Below are 17,262 nucleotides of genomic sequence, written 5' to 3' on the forward strand. Positions count from 1 at the left end.
GCGCGGCCGAACGCCGCACGGGGACGAGGGGACCGAAACCGGCCGTGGCCACCACACACCAGGAAACGGACTACCGCGCGCTCGCCGCCGCGGGCGTCACCATCGTGCTGTGGGCGTCGGCCTTCGTGGTGATCCGCGACGCGGGCGAACACATCTCCGCCGGCGCGCTCGCCCTCGGCAGGCTCCTGACCGGCGCGCTCGCACTGTGCGTATTCCTTTTGGTACGCAAGCAAGGTATCCCGCCGAAAGCTGCTTGGCCGGGCATCCTCGTCTCCGGCGTGGCGTGGTTCGGCGTCTACATGGTCGCCCTGAACGCCGGTGAGCAACGGATCGACGCGGGCACCGCCTCGCTGGTGATCAACCTGGGTCCGATCCTGATGGCCGGGCTGGGCGGCTGGCTGCTCAAGGAAGGGTTCCCGCCCCAGCTGATGGCCGGCCTGGCGCTGGGTTTCGCAGGCGCCGTCCTGGTCGGCTTCGCCTCGTCGAACGGAGGAAGCGCGAACCTGGTCGGCGTCCTGCTGTGCGTCCTCGCCGCGGCGGGCAGCGCGATCGGGGTGATCGCCCAGAAACCGGCGCTGCGGCACGCGACGGCCTTGCAGGTGACGACATTCGGCAACATCATCGGCGCGGTGGTGTGCCTGCCGTTCGCCGGGTCGCTGGTGCGCGAAGTGGCCGTGGCGCCGCCAAGCGCGCTGCTGGAAATCGTGTACCTGGGCCTGTTCCCGACCGCGCTGGCGTTCTCGACCTGGGCGTACGCGTTGTCCAGGACGACGGCCGGGAAACTGGGCGCCACGACGTATCTCGTGCCGGTGCTGGTGGTCCTGCTGAGCTGGGTGGCGCTCGACGAGATCCCCGCCGCGTTGTCGTTCGCCGGAGGTGCGCTGTGCCTGATCGGGGTGGCGGTGTCCCGGCGCAGATCCCGAGACCCCGTGGAGGAACCTTGACCGTGGAAGAACTCTCCGTGAACGGCTTCGAGCGAGTCGTCGTCGACCGGGACCCGGCAGGCACGGCGCGCTCGATCATCGCGGTGCACGACACCCGGCTCGGCCCCGCACTCGGCGGGGTGCGGATGCGCCCGTACCCGAGCGAGGACGACGCCGTCGCGGAATGCCTGTCGCTCGCCCGCGCGATGACGGTGAAGGCGGCCGCGGCGGGGCTCGACCTGGGCGGCGGCTGGAGCATCATTCCCGCGTCCGAAAAGACACCGGAACGCCTGCTGGCCCACGGCCGGGCGATCGCCACCTTCGGCGGCCGGTTCATCCCGGTGAACGACGTCGGCACGGACCAAGCCGACCTGCGGAAGATCGGCGAAGTGACGTCGCCGGTGTGCGCGCAGGACGATCCTTCTCCCTGGACCGCACTGGGCGTGGCCGCCGGAATCAAGGCTTGCGCCCGTTTTTCGGGACATCCGGACCTGAAAGGACTGCGGATCGGCGTCCAAGGCGCAGGCCACGTGGGAAGCGCGCTGGTCCGGCTGCTCGTCGAGGACGGCGCGGACGTCGTGGTGAGCGACGTGATCGAGGATCGGGCCACCTCGCTCGCCACGGAAACCGGCGCGACGGTGGCCGACGCAGACACGCTGCTGACAAGCGAACTGGACGTGCTCGCGCCGTGCGCGCTCGGCGAGGTGATCACACCAGAGACGGTGGGCGGCCTGCGATGCCGGATCATCGCCGGCGGGGCCAACAACTTGCTGGCTTCGCCGGAGCTGGCTGAAGACCTTCGAGAGCGAAGGATCGTGTACGCGCCGGACTTCTGCGTGAACTCGGGCGGCGTGATCTTCCTGCAGGAACAGATTCTGGGCCACACCGACGAGTCCGCGCACAAGCGGGTGCTGGCGGTCGAGGGCGTGATCGCCGATCTGCTGGCGCGTGCGGAAAGTCGCGGGGTCACGACCACCAAGGCGGCACACGACCTGGCGCAGGCGCGGCTTGAGGCGTCGACCGGGATTCAGGGGCCTACGGCGAGTTCGTCAGGGAAACCAGCCGTTCCTTGACTATCCACAAAGGACACTTGTCGGGATGCGGCCGTCCGATTCAAGCCATTTGCGACTTCAGGAGGGGGTCGTGAGTGGTAAAGAGGGCTATCACCTAGTGTCGCGTGATCCTGCAGGTCTTACCCGTGATCAGACGGCGATCTCTGGAGATCGCCGTTCAATCACGCGTAACCGCCGTCTGATCTCGCGAGATCGCCGTCTGATCACGCGAGATCGCCGTCCGAGGAACGAAACCAAACGTCAAACAAGCAGGATCACGCGACACTAGCTCAGACGACCGAGGTAGTTGCTGAGCGACATCGTGAAGAAGCTGACCATCACGACCGGCAAGAACGCCGGCATCCACCCCTCAGTGACCCGGGCCTACGCGCCTCCACGGCCTGCTCGCTCGTATCCCGGCGGGCCCCTACGAAGTCCCGCGCCGACGCCAGGCCGGATCACTCCGTTACGGGCAGGCATTCGGTGAGGAGGTCAACGACGTCGCGCCAGGCCCGTTGCGCGTGCTGTGGGTGGTAGCCGACACCCGGGAGCACGGTCTGGTCGACCGGGGGGTGGTGGAAGGCGTGCAGGGCGCCGCCGTAGACCGTGAGGCGCCAGTCGACCCCGGCGGCCTGCATTTCGGCGGTGAACGCCTCCCGTTGCGCGGGCGGCATGATCGGGTCTTCCGACCCGACGCCGACCCAAACCGGGCAGCGGATGGACGCCGCTTCGCCTGGCTGGCCCGTGGTCAGTGCGTTGACCGTCCCGATCGCGCGCAGGTCGGCTCCGTCGCGGCCGAGTTCCAGCGCGATCGCGCCCCCGGTGCCGTAGCCGATGGCGGCGATCCGGTCGGGGTCGGTCCGCGGCTCCGCGCGCACCACGTCGAGGGCCGCGTGGCCGATCTCCCGCATCCGGCCCGGGTCGGCGAGCAGGGGCATCACGTACGCCAGCATTTCCTCGGGGTCGGTGAACCAGCGCCCGCCGTTGAAATCGAAAGCCAGCGCCACATACCCCAACTCGGCCAAAGCATCGGCCCGGCGGCGCTGGAAGTCGTTCAGTCCCGTTCCTTCGGGCCCGACCAGGACCGCGGGCCGGCGGCCGACACCGGCCGGAAGTGCGAGGTGCCCGATCATGGTCAGGCCGTCGGCCGGATATTCGACCGTGCGCGTGGTTACCGTCGACATGAGACTGACTCTAGTGATCATCGAGCCCGCCCGGGCGGGTGTTCACCGACAGCGGAACAGCGCGCCCGGCAGGGCACCCGTCCACAATGGACGCATGGCGCCGCATACTCGAGCAGCTCGGAGCGATCGGCTGCGGCGCAGCACTTGCTTCGTCCAGGGCACGTGCATGCGTTGGCATTGGGCGTACCCCCGGCCGACTGTCACGCTGAACTGGCCAACTCGGCCGCTCAGTCACAACGAAACGACCGCTCTGACAACGTGCGGACGACTTCATACATCCGTGCACACGACTCCGGACATTGACTGCGGTCGGATCCCACCCCTGCCCGACCACGTTCTGGAGCCAGGAGATCTGCGCCGGTTCCAGGCCGAGGTCTCGTGCCTGGGCCGCGGTGTCCGGTCGTCCAGGAGCGGCCTGTGCCGAACCTGCCGAACCGAGTCCGAAGGCCAACAGGGTGATCATCAGTCCACGGGTGATCGCCAGTGTGTTTTTCGACAACACCATTCCACCATCATTCTGATTTCGGAGAGGTGACGGCTGCAGCCGACTGCCGGGAGGAATGGCCGCCACCTGGGCGCCGGAAGTGTATTCAGAAAATTCGGGGACCCATCCCCAAACACGTCGGCCGGGGACGAGTCCCGGTGGTCGAATCCTGATAATCAGGCTTCGACCACGCTGCACCGAACCGCAGATGACCACATCAAGTGGAAGGAATCTCATGAGGAGACGTACCTTTACCCGACTCGCCACGACGCTGATCTTGTCGCGTGCCACGGACCTCGAATTCCGCCGAGTGGTGGCGCTGAAGCAATCCCATGCGGGTGACGACGGCAGATCCGGCGGGAAGCCCGAATCGGCGCCGGCCTGCATCATCCGAATGACGTCACTGTGTTCGACGTGGTGCTCGACGACGACATCCGCTGGCTCGTCGTGGAGTCCGCCACTGCGAAGCTGACGGATTTCGGCATCGCGCACCGGGCGGAAGTGACCCGGACGGGCGGTGGGCAGGTGGGCGGGACACCCGGCTACCTCGCGCCCGAGGTTGCCGACTCTTCGCCGCTCTGGCGGGGTATTCACCGTGGGGTCCGAGCGAACGGGTCCCTATGGTGCAGTTGCGCCAGGCCGCGTCCGGTGACTGGACCCCCTGCCTGCCCGGCGGCCTGCCGCCCGGATGGTCAAGCGCCTGCTCGAAGACATCACCGGCGAAACCGCACCACTCACCCCTCTGGCCGATCCCAACCACCGCCGGAATACCATTTGGATGCCACCGTGGCAAGCGGCGTGATCACCGGCGGTGAGATTCCCGCCGAGCCGCGGCACCGGCCAACTCACTGAGTCGGCTGAGCGCATGTGACCTGCTCGAACCGACCGACACCGCAGCCGTACTCCGGTCGCCGGAGTAAAGCCGGAGCCCGATTTCGACCAGTGGACAAGCTACTGAAAACAAGCACCGCTTCAGGTGCTCGTCGACTTCCACCACAACTGACGAAGACAGCCTTTACCACGGCGTATCCGAGCTACGCCAGCATCGACGCCGTTCAGGGCAACGACGCCCCTGAACCTGAGATACGTCAGTAGGCGTCCGTCGGTGTCAGTGGTCCGCCGCAGAGTCCGGCACCGGCGAAGCCATCGCGGAGTACTCAGTCGACCTCGCGGCCCGTCGCCAGCGCGACAGCAGGACCTCGGCCGCGTGCTACCGGTAGGCGCGTGGTTGGCTGACCGGCGACCCGGTCGAGGGGATCGACGCCTGGGCGGCACCGACGACACGGTTGCGGGCCCGGCCCGCACGCGGATCGCCGCGCTTTAGCCCGCAAAGCCAGCGGGAACCTCATGCATTCACCTCAAAGTGTTCACCTCACCCTCGCATTCCCGTTGCCGGAAGCGGATGGTGGCCTTTTCGGCTGTCGTCGACACCGTAAAGGGTGCAGTTCTGCGACCATCGCGAGAAGAGGGTGAAAAACAACGGCAGCTTCGGCGGTGTGTTGTCAGTGTTCAACGATTCCCGACGCTGGCCCTATGGAGACGGTTTCACATTATATAGTGTCCACTCTTGTGGGCGTATTTGTCCGTCGCATCTGTGTGACAACGGGTTTTCACGCTTTCATATCCCTAGGTCATCCGATACTCATCGCATACAGGAGGGCAGGGAAATGGGCAGATCCAGATTCGCGATCACGGCGTCAGCCATCGCGCTGACGGCCTCAGGGTTCCTCATGGCCGCAGCAGGCACGGCTCAAGCGGAATCGGGGTACGACAACATCGGCATGTACAAGCAGGAGAAGACCCAGTGGTGCTGGGCCGCCTCCGGCCTGACGATCGCCAAGTACCAAGGCTTCGGCAGCACGCAGGCGGACTTCTGCACCCGGGCCCAGCCGTCCTACGGCTGCAACAACCAGCCTGCCACGCTCGACGACATGGCCAGGGGCTGGCACAGCCTCGGCATGGCCCACCCCGGCTCGGGCCTGAGCAGCGCGGCCTCGTTCAACCAGGTCTACACCGACGTCAAGGCCTCCCGCCCCGTCGGTGCGCGCATCGGGTGGACCTCCGGCGGAGGCCACATGAACGTCGTCTACGGCTTCGACACCTCGAAAAACACCATCGCGGTCGCCGACCCGTGGCCGGACACCGCCACCTACACGTGGTGGAACTACAGCGACTACGTCAGCAACAGCTCGTTCAAGTGGACCCACTCCCGAATCGGCATCTCCCGTTAAGGCAGGCATCATGCGCGAACCAAGAACGTCCGAGCGGCGGGCGGCTTCGCGCCTCTCCCGCCTGATCGCTGTCCTGGCACTGGGCGCATCCGCGCTGCTGTCGGTCACCGGGTCCGTCCACGCGGCCCCGGTCAAGGACCCGCTCCCGGTGGACATCCCCGACTACCAGGCCGCTCTCGACGCTGTGAGGTCGACCGACATCCGCAACGCCGTATGCCGCTTCCTCACCGTGCCGGTGCCCCAGGGCGAGGCCGACACGGTGCAAACGATTCCGGACAAGGCCGATCCGTGCGAGGGCATACCTGCCTTCACGATCAAGGACCCGCTGGCGGTCAGCGAGATCACGCCGGGCTTCGTCGCGGGCACGTCTCAGCCGATCGCCACCGAGGCGGTCAAGCTGACCCGGCTGGTGTCCTCGCTGAGCACCCCCGTCAACGACCGTCAGGTCACCGTCATGCTCGCTCCCACGCAGGGCGGCGGCTGGCACCTGGCGGCGGTGCGCGAGGGCGACAGCGACGCTACGTACGCCGGCAAGGCCGGTGCGGGGACCTTGGTGTTCACCGAGCCGCAGATCCGCGGCTGGTACATGCTGAGGCTCATCACGGTGGAGCCGCTCAACGACCAGGCACGGGAAGGACTGGCAGGCAGGTCGTCGATGTCGCTGAGGGAGTACCAAAAGCTGGTCAAGGCCCGTTATGCCGACAAGCTGGCCGCATCGGAGTACGACACCAAAGGCATGTCCAGCGGCTACGGCACAGCGAGGGAGACGGAGAGCGAGTCATCCACGGTGCCGTCGCTCGTCGGCGGTTCGAGCGCGGTGCTCGTGCTCGCGGGCGGCGCCTTCTTCCTCCTCCGTCGCCGACGCAACACCACCGACTGACTCCCCGCTTCGCCTCGGTAGCTGGCGGGGGTAGGCGAAGCCGTGCATCGGGTTCGCCTACCCCGGCCACGCTGGCCAGCCGAAATCGCCGGCGACACGGCGAACAGCAAGACGTCCTCGCCGACCGTGACCGTGACGTTGCTCCTCCGGCCACGAGCACTCGGTCACGCCGTGACTAGGGCGTTCGGAGCGGACAGCCCCGATCCCAAGCTCTATCTACCCTCGTAGGGGCCACGCGGGTTCCCCGTCGATTGTCACGATCGCGTGCACGTGTGAGACCGCCGCCCGCGAGGCCGAGCAGGCCGACGTCGGTCTTCTTCGGCGATGGTTCCTGCTGCCCCTATGGTTCGGTCACCGCGCGAACATCGAGGATCTTCGATGAAATTCCGATGACAACGGGTCAGCGCGAGGCAGGCCGGCCCGCACTGGGTACCGTCCGCGGACTGACGGCTCAGCGAGTTCCGGAGCCCAGCGGGCTGCCGGTCCCGCGAGACCGGTCGACTCGCGCTCGCATGTCGCTAAGCCCCAACGGGCAAAACCGAGTACAGAAGCCCACTTGTCTTCGTCGGCGAACACCCGGCCGCGCACCGTCTGCCATGACGGCCCTCCGTCCCCGCATACCGACCGTAACCCGAAATGGCGCAACGTCGCCGGATTTCGTACCCAGACGACGGTAGGACCACGATTTTCGTCGCAGCCTTTCGAACACGCCCTGTTACATATATGGCGCCTGGAACGACATAGCGAGACAAGAACGCACAAGGAAGGTGGGAGTGGATGAGGGCTGATCGGGATGTCCAGCTGCGCTGGGAGCCCCGGACGGTGACGCTCGACGACGACCGCGGCGACCAGCCGGAAACGGTGACCTACCCCGGCATCGCGCTCGCCCGTCTCCATCGCGGGTACCTCGTCCACAAGATGTGGCTGCCGGTCGGTGACAGTGAGCCCACCTTCGCCGATGACGAAGCCCTGATCACCGCACTGCGTAACGCCTGGCGCTGGAGCAAATCCGCCGCCTGAACCGATCACGATGCCACGGTCCTGATCGGTTTGCGGGATCTGTGGCGGGTAGTCCGATCGTGGGATAGCTGGTGCGTCGCGCCGACGTCCCGCGTTCTTTACCCGGGCTCTGCACGAACGCGCCCGCGCCCACCACGGCCTGGGCAAAACCCGCCACACCGCGGGGAACCACCGCGAAGCAACCCGACATCTCCAAGCCGCCCTGGCCGCCTACGAAGATGATCAGGTCTTCGTGATCGGCACAGCATGGGCGGCAAGTTCGCACCGCGGGTGGCCGCCACCGCCGGATCCACGGTCGCAGGTCTGATCGTTCTCGCCGGAGACACGATGCCGATGCAGTGGTCGATGGTGCGGGTCATCGAACATCTGACAAAGATCGCCCCGGCGACGGCGGCGATGCTACCCACTGTCGAGGCAGCCACCGAACAGGCGAGGCTGGTGGACAGCCCGGGTCTTTCGTCTGCCACGCCCGCCGTGAAGCTGCCGTTCGGGATGCCCGCACCGTATTGGCTGGACATGCGCGCCTACGATCCCGTGGCGGTCGCCATAACACTGGATCTGCCCATGCTCTTCCTGCACGGCGAGCGCGACTACCAACTGACCATCGACGGCGATCTGGCCGGATGGCGCGCCGGCGTGGCCGACCGACCAGATGTCACTTCCGCACCTACGCCGCCGACGACCACATGTTCTTCCCTGTGACCGGGCCATCCATGCCCGAGGACTACACAAATCCGCATCGCGTAGACCCCGAAGTCATCGCTGACATCGCCGAGTGGCTCAGCACCCGCAGCCGTCTCGCCCACTGCTGATCTGCACGGTTCGGGACAGGGACACGCTGCCATGCCGGTGGCTGGCACGTTCGTCGCGGCAGTGTCAGCGGCAACCTGCCTGGCGCCAGTTAGCTCCCGCGAAGCTGGCTGTCGTGATCGCGGACGAGGGTGGCCGGCACCATGCAGTTGCGAACAACATGCAATCGAGCGCTCCGTGGCCGCCGGCGGACGCGCGCGTCCGCAAGGACCGACCACTTTCGATGGTTCACGTCGACACCGGACACAGGCGCTGCCGCTCGGATCACGCGTGACCCGAGCGGCAGCACAAGTGAGACCCGATCAGCCGGGTGGCAGTTTGCCACAGTCGCTTCGAGCGGGCTTACCCGCGAATCGGTCGGTCAGGAAGTCCAGGGCAGGGCCGCCATTGATGAATTCGGTGGTGAGGTGCCCGGAGAACGGGATGCGCGACACTGCGACCGTGCCACCGTCTGCGCAGTACTTGCGCACCACCGCGTCCGCTGGTGCCAGTGGCACGAACTCGTCGTTCTGCCCGTGGTAGCTGTAGAACGGGAACCGCGGCGTGGTCTTGCCGAGGTCGTTGATCCGATACAGCAGTTCCGCGGGAGCCGAGTCGGCCGGATTGAGAATGGTCGTGTAATCCCCCAGGTGGCTGAATGGGTGTGCCAGGGCGACGTCCAGTGTGCAGCTGTCATTACTGGCCGCGAACAGAGCCCGGCCCCGTTCGTTGAGCAGCGGCGCGATACCCGCTTCTGGGAACGCGCGGGCCAGGCCGATGAAGCCGATGAGGTTGAGGCCGGCGCCGAGCCCGCCGTCGTTGTGCTTGATGAAGGCCTTCAGATCGACCGGGACACCACCGGCCGAGGCACCCACGACGTTCAACTCCGGTGCGTAGCTCGCCTGCTGTTCGGCCGCCCAGGTGGTGGCCTGGCCGCCGCCGGAGTAACCCCACAGGGCAACCGGTCCCGCCGGGTCCAGCCCCGCCGGGGCGTAGTGCTGAACGGCCCGGATGCCGTCGAGCACGCCGTGCGCCGCCTGCGGACCGGCGGCGAAGTCGGAGTGCGGGCCCTCGTAATCGGAATAGACCACGGCGTAGTTCCTGGCCAGCGCGGCGAGGGACTGGGTGATCTCGTAGGTGGAGGCCGCGGTGGGCGCCGCGATGCCAACGCGCAGCGTGTAGGACGGCTGGCATCGCGTGGCCAGCGAGTCCTCAGCCAGCTGGTAGGACACCAGAGGCCGCGGACCGGCACCCTTCCACGGCGTCAGGGGAATCAGCACGGTCGCGGCCTCTGCCACCGGTTTGTCGTGACTGTCGACAGACTTGTACAGAACCTGGTGCGCCGTCGCGGTGATGGGCAGCACGATGGCCACCGTGTTCACCGGGCGCGAGCGCAGCACCGTCCCGTTAGGACTGTTCTCGAAACCCGCGGGCGGCACGTAGAACGGATCGTCATCGGGCAGGGGCACCCCGGCCTCGATCGCGGTCCGCACCGGCTGCGCCGCGTCAGCCGCGACGGGTGCGGCCGCCCACAACAGCGGCAGCATGGACAGGGCTGCCGCGCTCTTCACCCATCTCGTCACAGGGATGTCCTCTCCGCTTCCACTTTGGATGGTCGGTGACCCGGTCGAACCGCCCGGTCCGGAGCGAGGCGGTGAATTCGTCGGTTCGTCACTGCACCCAGCATGACCATCCGGCACCGAGCTGTCTCCTGGCAAAATGAGTAGAAGTTGATCTCAGAGTTTGTGCACGCCGCCAAACCCGAACGATCCGCAGCGGCCTGTCTAAAAATGGGATCTGTCCGATTACGTCGGCGACCACCCCACCACCATCGCAGCAGCTCTTCGCGAGACACCCTCTCGATCCTGAGCTCGAAGGCGCGGTCGCATCCACAATTCACCGGACTGTCCGACATCCGGGACCACTGACCTTGCACGGAGGCAGATTTAGTCACGCACGCCGACCACGGCTGGCCCCTGATCGCGGTGAAACACCACCTCGAACGCCACGACACGGGTCAGTTCTGCGCGCGAGCGCTTTACCCCTGTTCGCGTCTGCTGGCCATCCGTCGAACACTTGCCACAGCAGTTTGTTCAGGGTGACAATGTGGCATGGACGCCGGGGCCGCCGATCGCGGGGCGCCGTCCGTGGTGGCCGCGCTGCTGCCCAGGATGGCCGAGATCGGCGCGGCCATGGTCGCCCGCTGCGTCACCGAGATCCCCGCGTACGGCATGCTCCCGGCCAGCGTGCTCCAAGGCGACCTGGTCGCCAACGCCACCGCGGTGTTCGAGCTCTTCCTCACCACCGTCACCGAGCACCGCCTGCCCACCGAGGAGGAACTCGCGCTGCCCATCGCCTGGGGTGCCGAACGCGCGCGGGACGGCCTGCCGCTCGACGCGGTGCTCAAGCTCTACCCGCTCGCCGCGCGCGAGGCCTGGTTGCTGGTATCCGACGAGGGCACCGCGGAACTCGACGGACTGGTCGAGCCCATGATCGACTTCCTGGCCGAGGTGATCCCCCGGGTCGCCGCGGCCTACCTGCGCGAGCGCGAGGACCTCGACTGGGAGCAGCGCGAACACCGGCAGAACCTGGCGGGCAGGTTGTTGGCTGGGCGGCCCGCGTGGCGGGTGGCCGAGCGGTACGGGCGGGCCCTCGCCGAGCGCTACGACGTCATGGTGTTCCACCTCCCTCCGCATCCCGCCGACACGAGCACGCGCGCCACCACAGACCTCTTCCGCGCGATCCAGTCCGCTCTGGACACTTCGCCGGACGTCCTTACCGCCTTCAAGGGCGACGGCGGTGTCCTGCTCGTGCCCGCGCGGGACGACGGCCGCGCGCGCTCCCGTGTGGCTGGACTGCTCACCCGCATCGACGCCGCGGCGTGCCTGCGCTGCACGGCGGGAGCCTCGACCTCGATGACGCACGCCGGCATCCCGGACGCCGCCGCCGAGGCCGCCGACGTGCTGGCGCTGGCCGAGAACCTGCATCGTCCACCCGATCCGTACTGGCTGGCCGACCTCGCGATCGAATACCAACTGGCCCAGCCGAGTCCAGCCAGGACGGCGCTCGCGGCGGTGCTGGACCCGCTGGAGGACCACCCGCACCTGATCGCCGCGCTGCGCTCGTTCGTCGCCTCCGGGTACAACCGGGGTGAGGCCGCCACCGCACTCACGATCCACCGCAACACACTCACCTACCGACTCGGACGCGTCCAGATCCTCACCGGGTACGACGCTACCCAGCCTGCCGACGCCCGACGTCTCGCCGCCGCGATGACCGCCTACGACATCATCCGCAGCTCCCCGGACAGCCGCTGACACCTGTCACCGCGCACAACCCGTCGGCTGTGCCCTTGCCGTCGTTCGCGTCGCTCAGATATCACTTCCCGACACAGCGCGCGCTGCAGGACGCCGTGCTCACCGGCAGCTATGACGTGGTCACCCCGGCGACAGGATCCACGACCGATCGGCACCGGCGCGGGAGCGGCTGATCGATTGCCTCCGGCAAATGTTCGCTCTCGCCGGCGTGGGCGAACAGGCACGAGCAGGTTGGGGCCAGATCTTCAAGACATACATCGAGCCCGAACCCACCGACGAGAACCGCGCGGCGTATCTCGCTATCGAGCGGGAAGCGCAACGCCGCGTCGAGCACTGGCTGACCGTCCTGAGCAACGAAGGCAACCTCGCCGAGGGCGACAACCGGCGACGCGCCAGATTCCTCGTGACCGTCCTCAACGGACTCACCATCGCGAGAGCCCGGCCCTCTGACGAATCGATCCTGACCACCGAAACCGAGACGCTGCACGCGGCCGTCGACCACGTCCTCAATTCCCGTATCTGACCGCCGAGGCTCACCGCCGCTCGCCGCACAGCCCGGCAGTGGGCTCGGTTTCCAAAAAGTGCGAACCGTCGCGGGCGGCACCCTGGCATTCACCAATGCGACGAACGGGTTCGGCGCGAACACCATCAGGTGAGGCGCCGCGCCGGGCCGAGATCCACGTTTCCCCGAATGGGCGCACAAGCATCGCTGGTTGTCGTGCACCGGTCGACAATTCGGGGACGGTAAATCGTGCAGCCTCCACTCACAAGAGTGAGCGATGGCCGGAAGCCCTCCGTTCCACTGAGCCGGAAAGGGGAATCGCGGGCGCTACTCAAATGGCGGCATTCGCGGGTCTCCCACTGTCGTAACGTCGAATGAGGAGTTGCTTCTCCAGTACACATCCCGCAACGAATTCCGCAATCCCATGGAGGTTTCGTGATCCGACATCCTCTGCGCACCATGACCGTCCTGGTCGGCGCCGCGGCAGCCGTCACCGCCTTCGCGACCCCGGCTTCGGCGGCACCGGTGCTGAACGAAACGGCGGGTCCGGCCGTCCTGGCCGCCGCACAGCAGAAACTCGGCGATTCGCTCGGCGCCACGTTCGCCGGTTCCTGGCTGGACACGACGACCGGCGGACTGGTCGTCGGCACCACCGACGCGAGCCGCTCGGCCCAGATCCGCGCGGCGGGCGCGACACCGAAGGTGGTCCGGCACAGTGCCACCGAACTGAAGAAGATCCAGTCCACATTGGACAACAGAACCGCGGGCCTCCCTGGCTCGGTCGCCGGCTGGTACGTCGACGCGCCCGCGAACGAGGTCGTCGTCAGCGTGGTGGGCGGCGACGCCGCAGGCCGGGCCTGGGCGACGTCCACCGGAGTCCCGGTCCGGGTGGATCCGGTGAAGAGCGCTCCGCGGCCGTTGTGGGACGTGATCGGTGGACAGGGTCTCTACTTCAGCGGCGGCGCCTGTTCGGTCGGGTTCAACGCCTATGACGACGACGATCATTACGTGATCACGGCCGGCCACTGCGCCGAACTCGGCGGCACCGTGCAGGGCGTCGACGGCACGATCGGCAAGGTCGCGAAGTCGTCGTTCCCCGGTAACGACTACGGGACCGTCAAGGTGACCCAGTCCGACGTCTCGACCCCGCCCAGGGTCGACCGGTACGAGGATGGTTCGGACGTGCGGATCGAAGGCGCGGACGTCGTCGGCGTCGGCGGCAGGGTCTGCCGGTCCGGGATCACCACCCACTGGCAGTGCGGGCGCGTGGAGGCTCTCGACCAGACGGTGAACTACGGCAACGGAGACATCGTGAAGGGCCTGACCCAGACCAGTGCCTGCGCCGAACCGGGTGACTCCGGTGGCTCGTTCGTCAGCCGCCCCTCGTCGGGTTCCGGTACGAAGCTGGTGCAGGCCCAGGGCATGACCTCGGGTGGTTCCGGTGACTGCGACGAAGGCGGGACCACCTTCTTCCAACCCGTCAAGGAGGTACTCAACCGCTACGACCTGACCCTCGAAAAGGACTGATCCCGCGGCTGGCGCCATGGGCGCTCGAAGTACATGATGGCCCCTTTCCTTGCGCTAGGCGCAAAGAAAGGGGCCATCATGTACTTGGGGAACGGACTTGCCCCGAATTGGCGCTCACGGCCAAGGCGCCCTCGTGGGCGTCCAGGAACTCGGTGACACTTTCGGCAAGGCCTCGGGCCTCGTGCACCAGCGTCTCGATCTCGGCCCACCGGCGGTGGACGCGTTCCGGGTCCATCACCAAGACACCGGAAACCATGTCCAGGTAGAGGTTCGCGTCCGCGCAGACCTCCGCCAGCCGCAGGAACGGACGGTGGTCGGCGTCGGTGCCCGCCCCGTGTGCGGCCGCCCATTCGCGGGCCCGCATTCCCGCGCCGTGGCACGCGTCGACGAGGAAGGACCGGATCTCCTCGGCGCGGGTTTCCGGACGCGCGGGCGGTTTCCCCATCAGCGGGAAGATCTTCCAGGCCACCGAGAGCAGGCAGTCGGCCACGTCATCCATCGACTCCACGTCCACCGCGAGGAGTGTTCCGGGCCGTCCCCGACGGCGGCCGGATCGACTCGCGTGAGCGACCGGAACAACCCGATCGGGTGTCGCAGCCTCCGTTCTCGTTCACAACCGCCGCGGCCCAACTCGGGACTGGTCGGCTTCCCAGCCCCACAGTCCTCAGGCGACCGTGGCGGCACCGGCAGGCACCTCGACCGCCCGCGCGTCCACCACCTCGAGACCGGCGATCAAACCGGACAGTCCTTGGTGGCCCTGAGGCCGGATCGCGAGGATGCCGCTGACGAAGAACAGCAGGTTCGCCAGCGGTTCGAATCCGCCGTTGACGGCGGAAGCCAAGGTCAGCAGCGTGAAGTAGCCGCCGGAACCGGCGAGGAACCGCACGATCATCCGCCACAGCGCGGGCTTCCCGCCGTCCGGCCCGGCTGGGCGCAGCAACACGACCCGTTGACCGAAGCTGGCGCCGTTTCCCGAGACCGGGATGACGAACAGCAGGAGTACCGCGGGCAGCAGGGTGCTGATCAGGGCCGTGACCACGGTGTTCGGTTCGCCTGCCACCAACGTCGTCACGATCCCGACGGTCGTGCCGAGAAGGACGACCGAGACGAGGTCGACGGCCATCCCGAGCAGACGGCGGCGCGCGGTGACCGGCCGCGGCGTTCCCGGCGGCGCGGACGGCTCGTTGCCCGGCAGCAGCCGCAGCAAGGGGGCCAGCCCGAAACCGACGGCGGCGCCGAGGGTGTTGGTCAGCAGGTCGTCGACGTCGGCCAGCCGGTACGGGCAGTCGAACAGGAACCAGACCCCGGTGAGCTGGGTGCACTCGATGAACAGTGAAACCGCGAACCCGATGGCGACGGTGGCCACGAAACCCCGCCGGAAGAGGTGCCGTACGAACATCCCCAGCGGCACGAACAAGGCGACGTTGAACACTGCCTGCTGGACGGCGGGATTGCGCAGGAAGGCCCGCGGACCGATCCCGGTCTGTTCGCGGCGGATGTCGGTGATGAACTGGAACGGGCGCAATTGCAGGTGACTGGACGCGTGCTCGGCGCACCACGCCGCCGTGGTCTGCGGGATGGGGAGCAACGTGTACGTCCAGAGTGACATGACGTAGACCAAGAAGCCGAACACCAGCAGGACCCGCCAGAGCCCGAGTTCACCGCGGCGCCGGTAGCTCGCCGCGATGTACGGGACGGCCAGCACGCCCGCGAGTGCGAAACCCGCGAACACCGCGATGATCGCGGAGACGGTCGGATCAGTCACTCGCGGAAGCTAGCAACGCCCGCTCAGGCGCACCCGTTACGCCACCTGGCCGAGTGATGGCGTCGGCGGGAGCGAGGGCTCGCTGCCGCGCGAGCGCGGCGATGGCAAAGGTCAGATGGACCACGACCCAGTTGCGGTCTTCCCGGTGGACCCGCTGCAACAGGTCGAGTGTGGCGTCGCCCGGGCTGCGGCCCTGACGGCAGGCGTCGATGAACGCCTGGGTCAGTTCGTCGATGTTCTCGCGAAACTCCGCGAAGGCGTCGGCGGGTTGGGCTCTGGTACAGCAATCCACGGTCACGTCACTCAGCGTTTCATGACGCGACACGAAGTTACGAGTTGACTGAGCCGGAATCACTCACGTGAGGTAATTCCACATGCTTCTCTGTGCTCTGGGTCACGCCGAAGCGAGGTTGACCGGCATCCTGCGTTCCCGTTCGGCCGCCTTCGCCCGGCGGGTGACCGGGAAGCGCTGGTCGAGCTCGACCAGCAGCGGGGTCACCGCCATCAGCGCGAGCAAAGCGAATCCGGCGTAAGCACCCAGAGTGGCGATCATCGTCATTTCGGCCTCCTCGATCCCCGTACCGCCTGTTTCGGCGGCCTGGAACCAGGATCGCCTCTCGACGGGGTGCGGCGGATCGGTCATCCGGCGGACGTGCCTCGCCCGGTCGGCCTTTTCGATACTGGCCGATCGGCCGACCCCGGACGGCGATGCAGCAGATCGAACCGTGCCCACATGGCTTCGGCCGCCTCGATCGATTCGCCGGTACGGACCGGATCGACGGCGGCGAGTTGCGCGACGATCGCCTGCACCAGGCTCATGCCCGCGGTCAGGGACGGAAAGAAGGTGACACCCTCGGCAGGCACCATCAGCACCTGTTCGACGGCACCCGCCAGCGCGGGACTGGCCGCGTCGGTGATGGCGAAGGCGCGCGCTCCCCTGGCTTTCGCCTCGTTCGCGGCGAGGACGGTACTTTCGTACAGCCGCCAGAAACTGATCGCGATCAGCACGTCGTCACCGGTGAGTTTCGCCGTGGAGTTGGCGAGTTCGGCGTCGCCGGCGGTGATCGCGTGGACGTCGTAACCGGCGAGCCGGGCGTTGTGCGCGAAGGCGATCCCGACAGCGGCGTAACTGCCGTCGGCGATGACGAGCGTGCGGCGCGCGGCGGCGACGGCGTGCGCGACGTTGCGGATCTCGTCTTCGGCGAACCGCCGGTTGAGCAGCGCGAGACCGTCGAGATCGCGGCGCAGCGACGCGGACCCTGGCGAGTCGACGTCCCGGTGTTCCTCGGCCACCTGCGGCGCGCTCAGCGACGACAGGTACCGCGCCCGCAATTCCTGTTGCAGCGCGGGCCAGCCCGCGAACCCCAGCGCCTGGGCGGTCCTGGTCACGGTGGCGACGTTGACCCCGGCGAGCTGGGCGAGCTCGGCCGTCGAGCCGAACGAAGCCCGGCGCGGCTGCGAGACCAGTACTTCGAGCACCGCGGCCGACTTCGGCCGCAGGCCGCGTTCCGGCGTCCGATCCCGAAGCCACACCTCGAAACCGTCGTCGGCTCCCGTCTCTGCCACGCATACCCTCCCTCGACCGCGC

The 17,262-nt window shown here is 67.5% G+C and carries 16 protein-coding genes; 9 read left to right on the forward strand and 7 right to left on the reverse strand.

Annotated elements, in window-relative coordinates:
• Positions 1 to 44 precede the first annotated feature (44 nt).
• Positions 45 to 944, forward strand: coding sequence for a DMT family transporter (locus tag ACM6LR_RS11040; protein ID WP_414938793.1), 900 nt, complete (start codon positions 45 to 47; stop codon positions 942 to 944).
• Positions 945 to 946: 2 nt separating this feature from the next.
• The gene (locus ACM6LR_RS11045; protein WP_414943802.1) at positions 947 to 1,996 is read left to right on the forward strand and encodes a Glu/Leu/Phe/Val dehydrogenase dimerization domain-containing protein; all 1,050 of its coding nucleotides are present in this window, start codon (positions 947 to 949) and stop codon (positions 1,994 to 1,996) included.
• 437 nt (positions 1,997 to 2,433) lie between these two features.
• On the opposite strand, the gene ACM6LR_RS11050 is transcribed toward ACM6LR_RS11045, so the two are convergent.
• On the reverse strand, positions 2,434 to 3,159 hold the full coding sequence (locus ACM6LR_RS11050) for a dienelactone hydrolase family protein (protein ID WP_414938792.1): 726 nt from the start codon (positions 3,157 to 3,159) through the stop codon (positions 2,434 to 2,436).
• A 2,151-nt stretch (positions 3,160 to 5,310) separates the two neighbouring features.
• On the opposite strand from ACM6LR_RS11050, the gene ACM6LR_RS11055 reads away from it, so the two are divergent.
• The 4 genes from ACM6LR_RS11055 (at position 5,311) to ACM6LR_RS11070 (ending at position 8,476) form a co-directional block, all read left to right on the forward strand.
• On the forward strand, positions 5,311 to 5,874 hold the full coding sequence (locus ACM6LR_RS11055; RefSeq protein ID WP_414938791.1) for a papain-like cysteine protease family protein: 564 nt from the start codon (positions 5,311 to 5,313) through the stop codon (positions 5,872 to 5,874).
• 10 nt (positions 5,875 to 5,884) lie between these two features.
• Positions 5,885 to 6,754, forward strand: coding sequence for a hypothetical protein (locus tag ACM6LR_RS11060; protein ID WP_414938790.1), 870 nt, complete (start codon positions 5,885 to 5,887; stop codon positions 6,752 to 6,754).
• Between the two features lie 777 nt (positions 6,755 to 7,531).
• Entirely contained in the window at positions 7,532 to 7,774 is a 243-nt protein-coding gene (locus ACM6LR_RS11065; RefSeq protein ID WP_414938789.1) for a hypothetical protein, read from the forward strand.
• Between the two features lie 246 nt (positions 7,775 to 8,020).
• Positions 8,021 to 8,476, forward strand: coding sequence for a hypothetical protein (locus ACM6LR_RS11070; protein ID WP_414938788.1), 456 nt, complete (start codon positions 8,021 to 8,023; stop codon positions 8,474 to 8,476).
• 410 nt (positions 8,477 to 8,886) lie between these two features.
• On the opposite strand, the gene ACM6LR_RS11075 is transcribed toward ACM6LR_RS11070, so the two are convergent.
• A complete protein-coding gene (locus ACM6LR_RS11075; RefSeq protein ID WP_414943686.1) occupies positions 8,887 to 10,146 on the reverse strand; it encodes a lipase family protein in 1,260 nt (419 codons plus the stop codon).
• 528 nt (positions 10,147 to 10,674) lie between these two features.
• On the opposite strand from ACM6LR_RS11075, the gene ACM6LR_RS11080 reads away from it, so the two are divergent.
• The 3 genes from ACM6LR_RS11080 (at position 10,675) to ACM6LR_RS11090 (ending at position 13,909) form a co-directional block, all read left to right on the forward strand.
• Positions 10,675 to 11,880 (forward strand): PucR family transcriptional regulator, encoded by a 1,206-nt coding sequence (locus tag ACM6LR_RS11080; RefSeq protein ID WP_414943687.1) that lies wholly within the window; start codon positions 10,675 to 10,677, stop codon positions 11,878 to 11,880.
• A 190-nt stretch (positions 11,881 to 12,070) separates the two neighbouring features.
• Entirely contained in the window at positions 12,071 to 12,403 is a 333-nt protein-coding gene (locus ACM6LR_RS11085) for a hypothetical protein (RefSeq protein WP_414943688.1), read from the forward strand.
• Positions 12,404 to 12,817: 414 nt separating this feature from the next.
• Positions 12,818 to 13,909: a S1 family peptidase gene (locus ACM6LR_RS11090; protein WP_414943689.1), complete on the forward strand. Its 1,092-nt coding sequence runs from the start codon at positions 12,818 to 12,820 to the stop codon at positions 13,907 to 13,909.
• A gap of 76 nt (positions 13,910 to 13,985) precedes the next feature.
• Here the strand turns inward: ACM6LR_RS11090 and ACM6LR_RS11095 are convergent, their stop codons facing one another.
• From ACM6LR_RS11095 to ACM6LR_RS11115, 5 genes are all read right to left on the reverse strand, one after another.
• A complete protein-coding gene (locus tag ACM6LR_RS11095) occupies positions 13,986 to 14,423 on the reverse strand; it encodes a hypothetical protein (protein ID WP_414943690.1) in 438 nt (145 codons plus the stop codon).
• A 150-nt stretch (positions 14,424 to 14,573) separates the two neighbouring features.
• Entirely contained in the window at positions 14,574 to 15,674 is a 1,101-nt protein-coding gene (locus tag ACM6LR_RS11100) for a VanZ family protein (RefSeq protein ID WP_414938780.1), read from the reverse strand.
• A complete protein-coding gene (locus ACM6LR_RS11105) occupies positions 15,667 to 15,972 on the reverse strand; it encodes a hypothetical protein (protein WP_414938779.1) in 306 nt (101 codons plus the stop codon). The genes ACM6LR_RS11100 and ACM6LR_RS11105 overlap by 8 nt, the downstream gene beginning before the upstream one ends.
• A gap of 96 nt (positions 15,973 to 16,068) precedes the next feature.
• The gene (locus ACM6LR_RS11110; RefSeq protein ID WP_414943691.1) at positions 16,069 to 16,233 is read right to left on the reverse strand and encodes a hypothetical protein; all 165 of its coding nucleotides are present in this window, start codon (positions 16,231 to 16,233) and stop codon (positions 16,069 to 16,071) included.
• Positions 16,234 to 16,313: 80 nt separating this feature from the next.
• The gene (locus ACM6LR_RS11115; protein WP_414938777.1) at positions 16,314 to 17,240 is read right to left on the reverse strand and encodes a MurR/RpiR family transcriptional regulator; all 927 of its coding nucleotides are present in this window, start codon (positions 17,238 to 17,240) and stop codon (positions 16,314 to 16,316) included.
• Positions 17,241 to 17,262 lie beyond the last annotated feature (22 nt).

Origin of the sequence: Amycolatopsis sp. cmx-11-32 (assembly GCF_047608695.1) — a bacterium.
Classification (GTDB): Bacteria; Actinomycetota; Actinomycetes; order Mycobacteriales; family Pseudonocardiaceae; genus Amycolatopsis.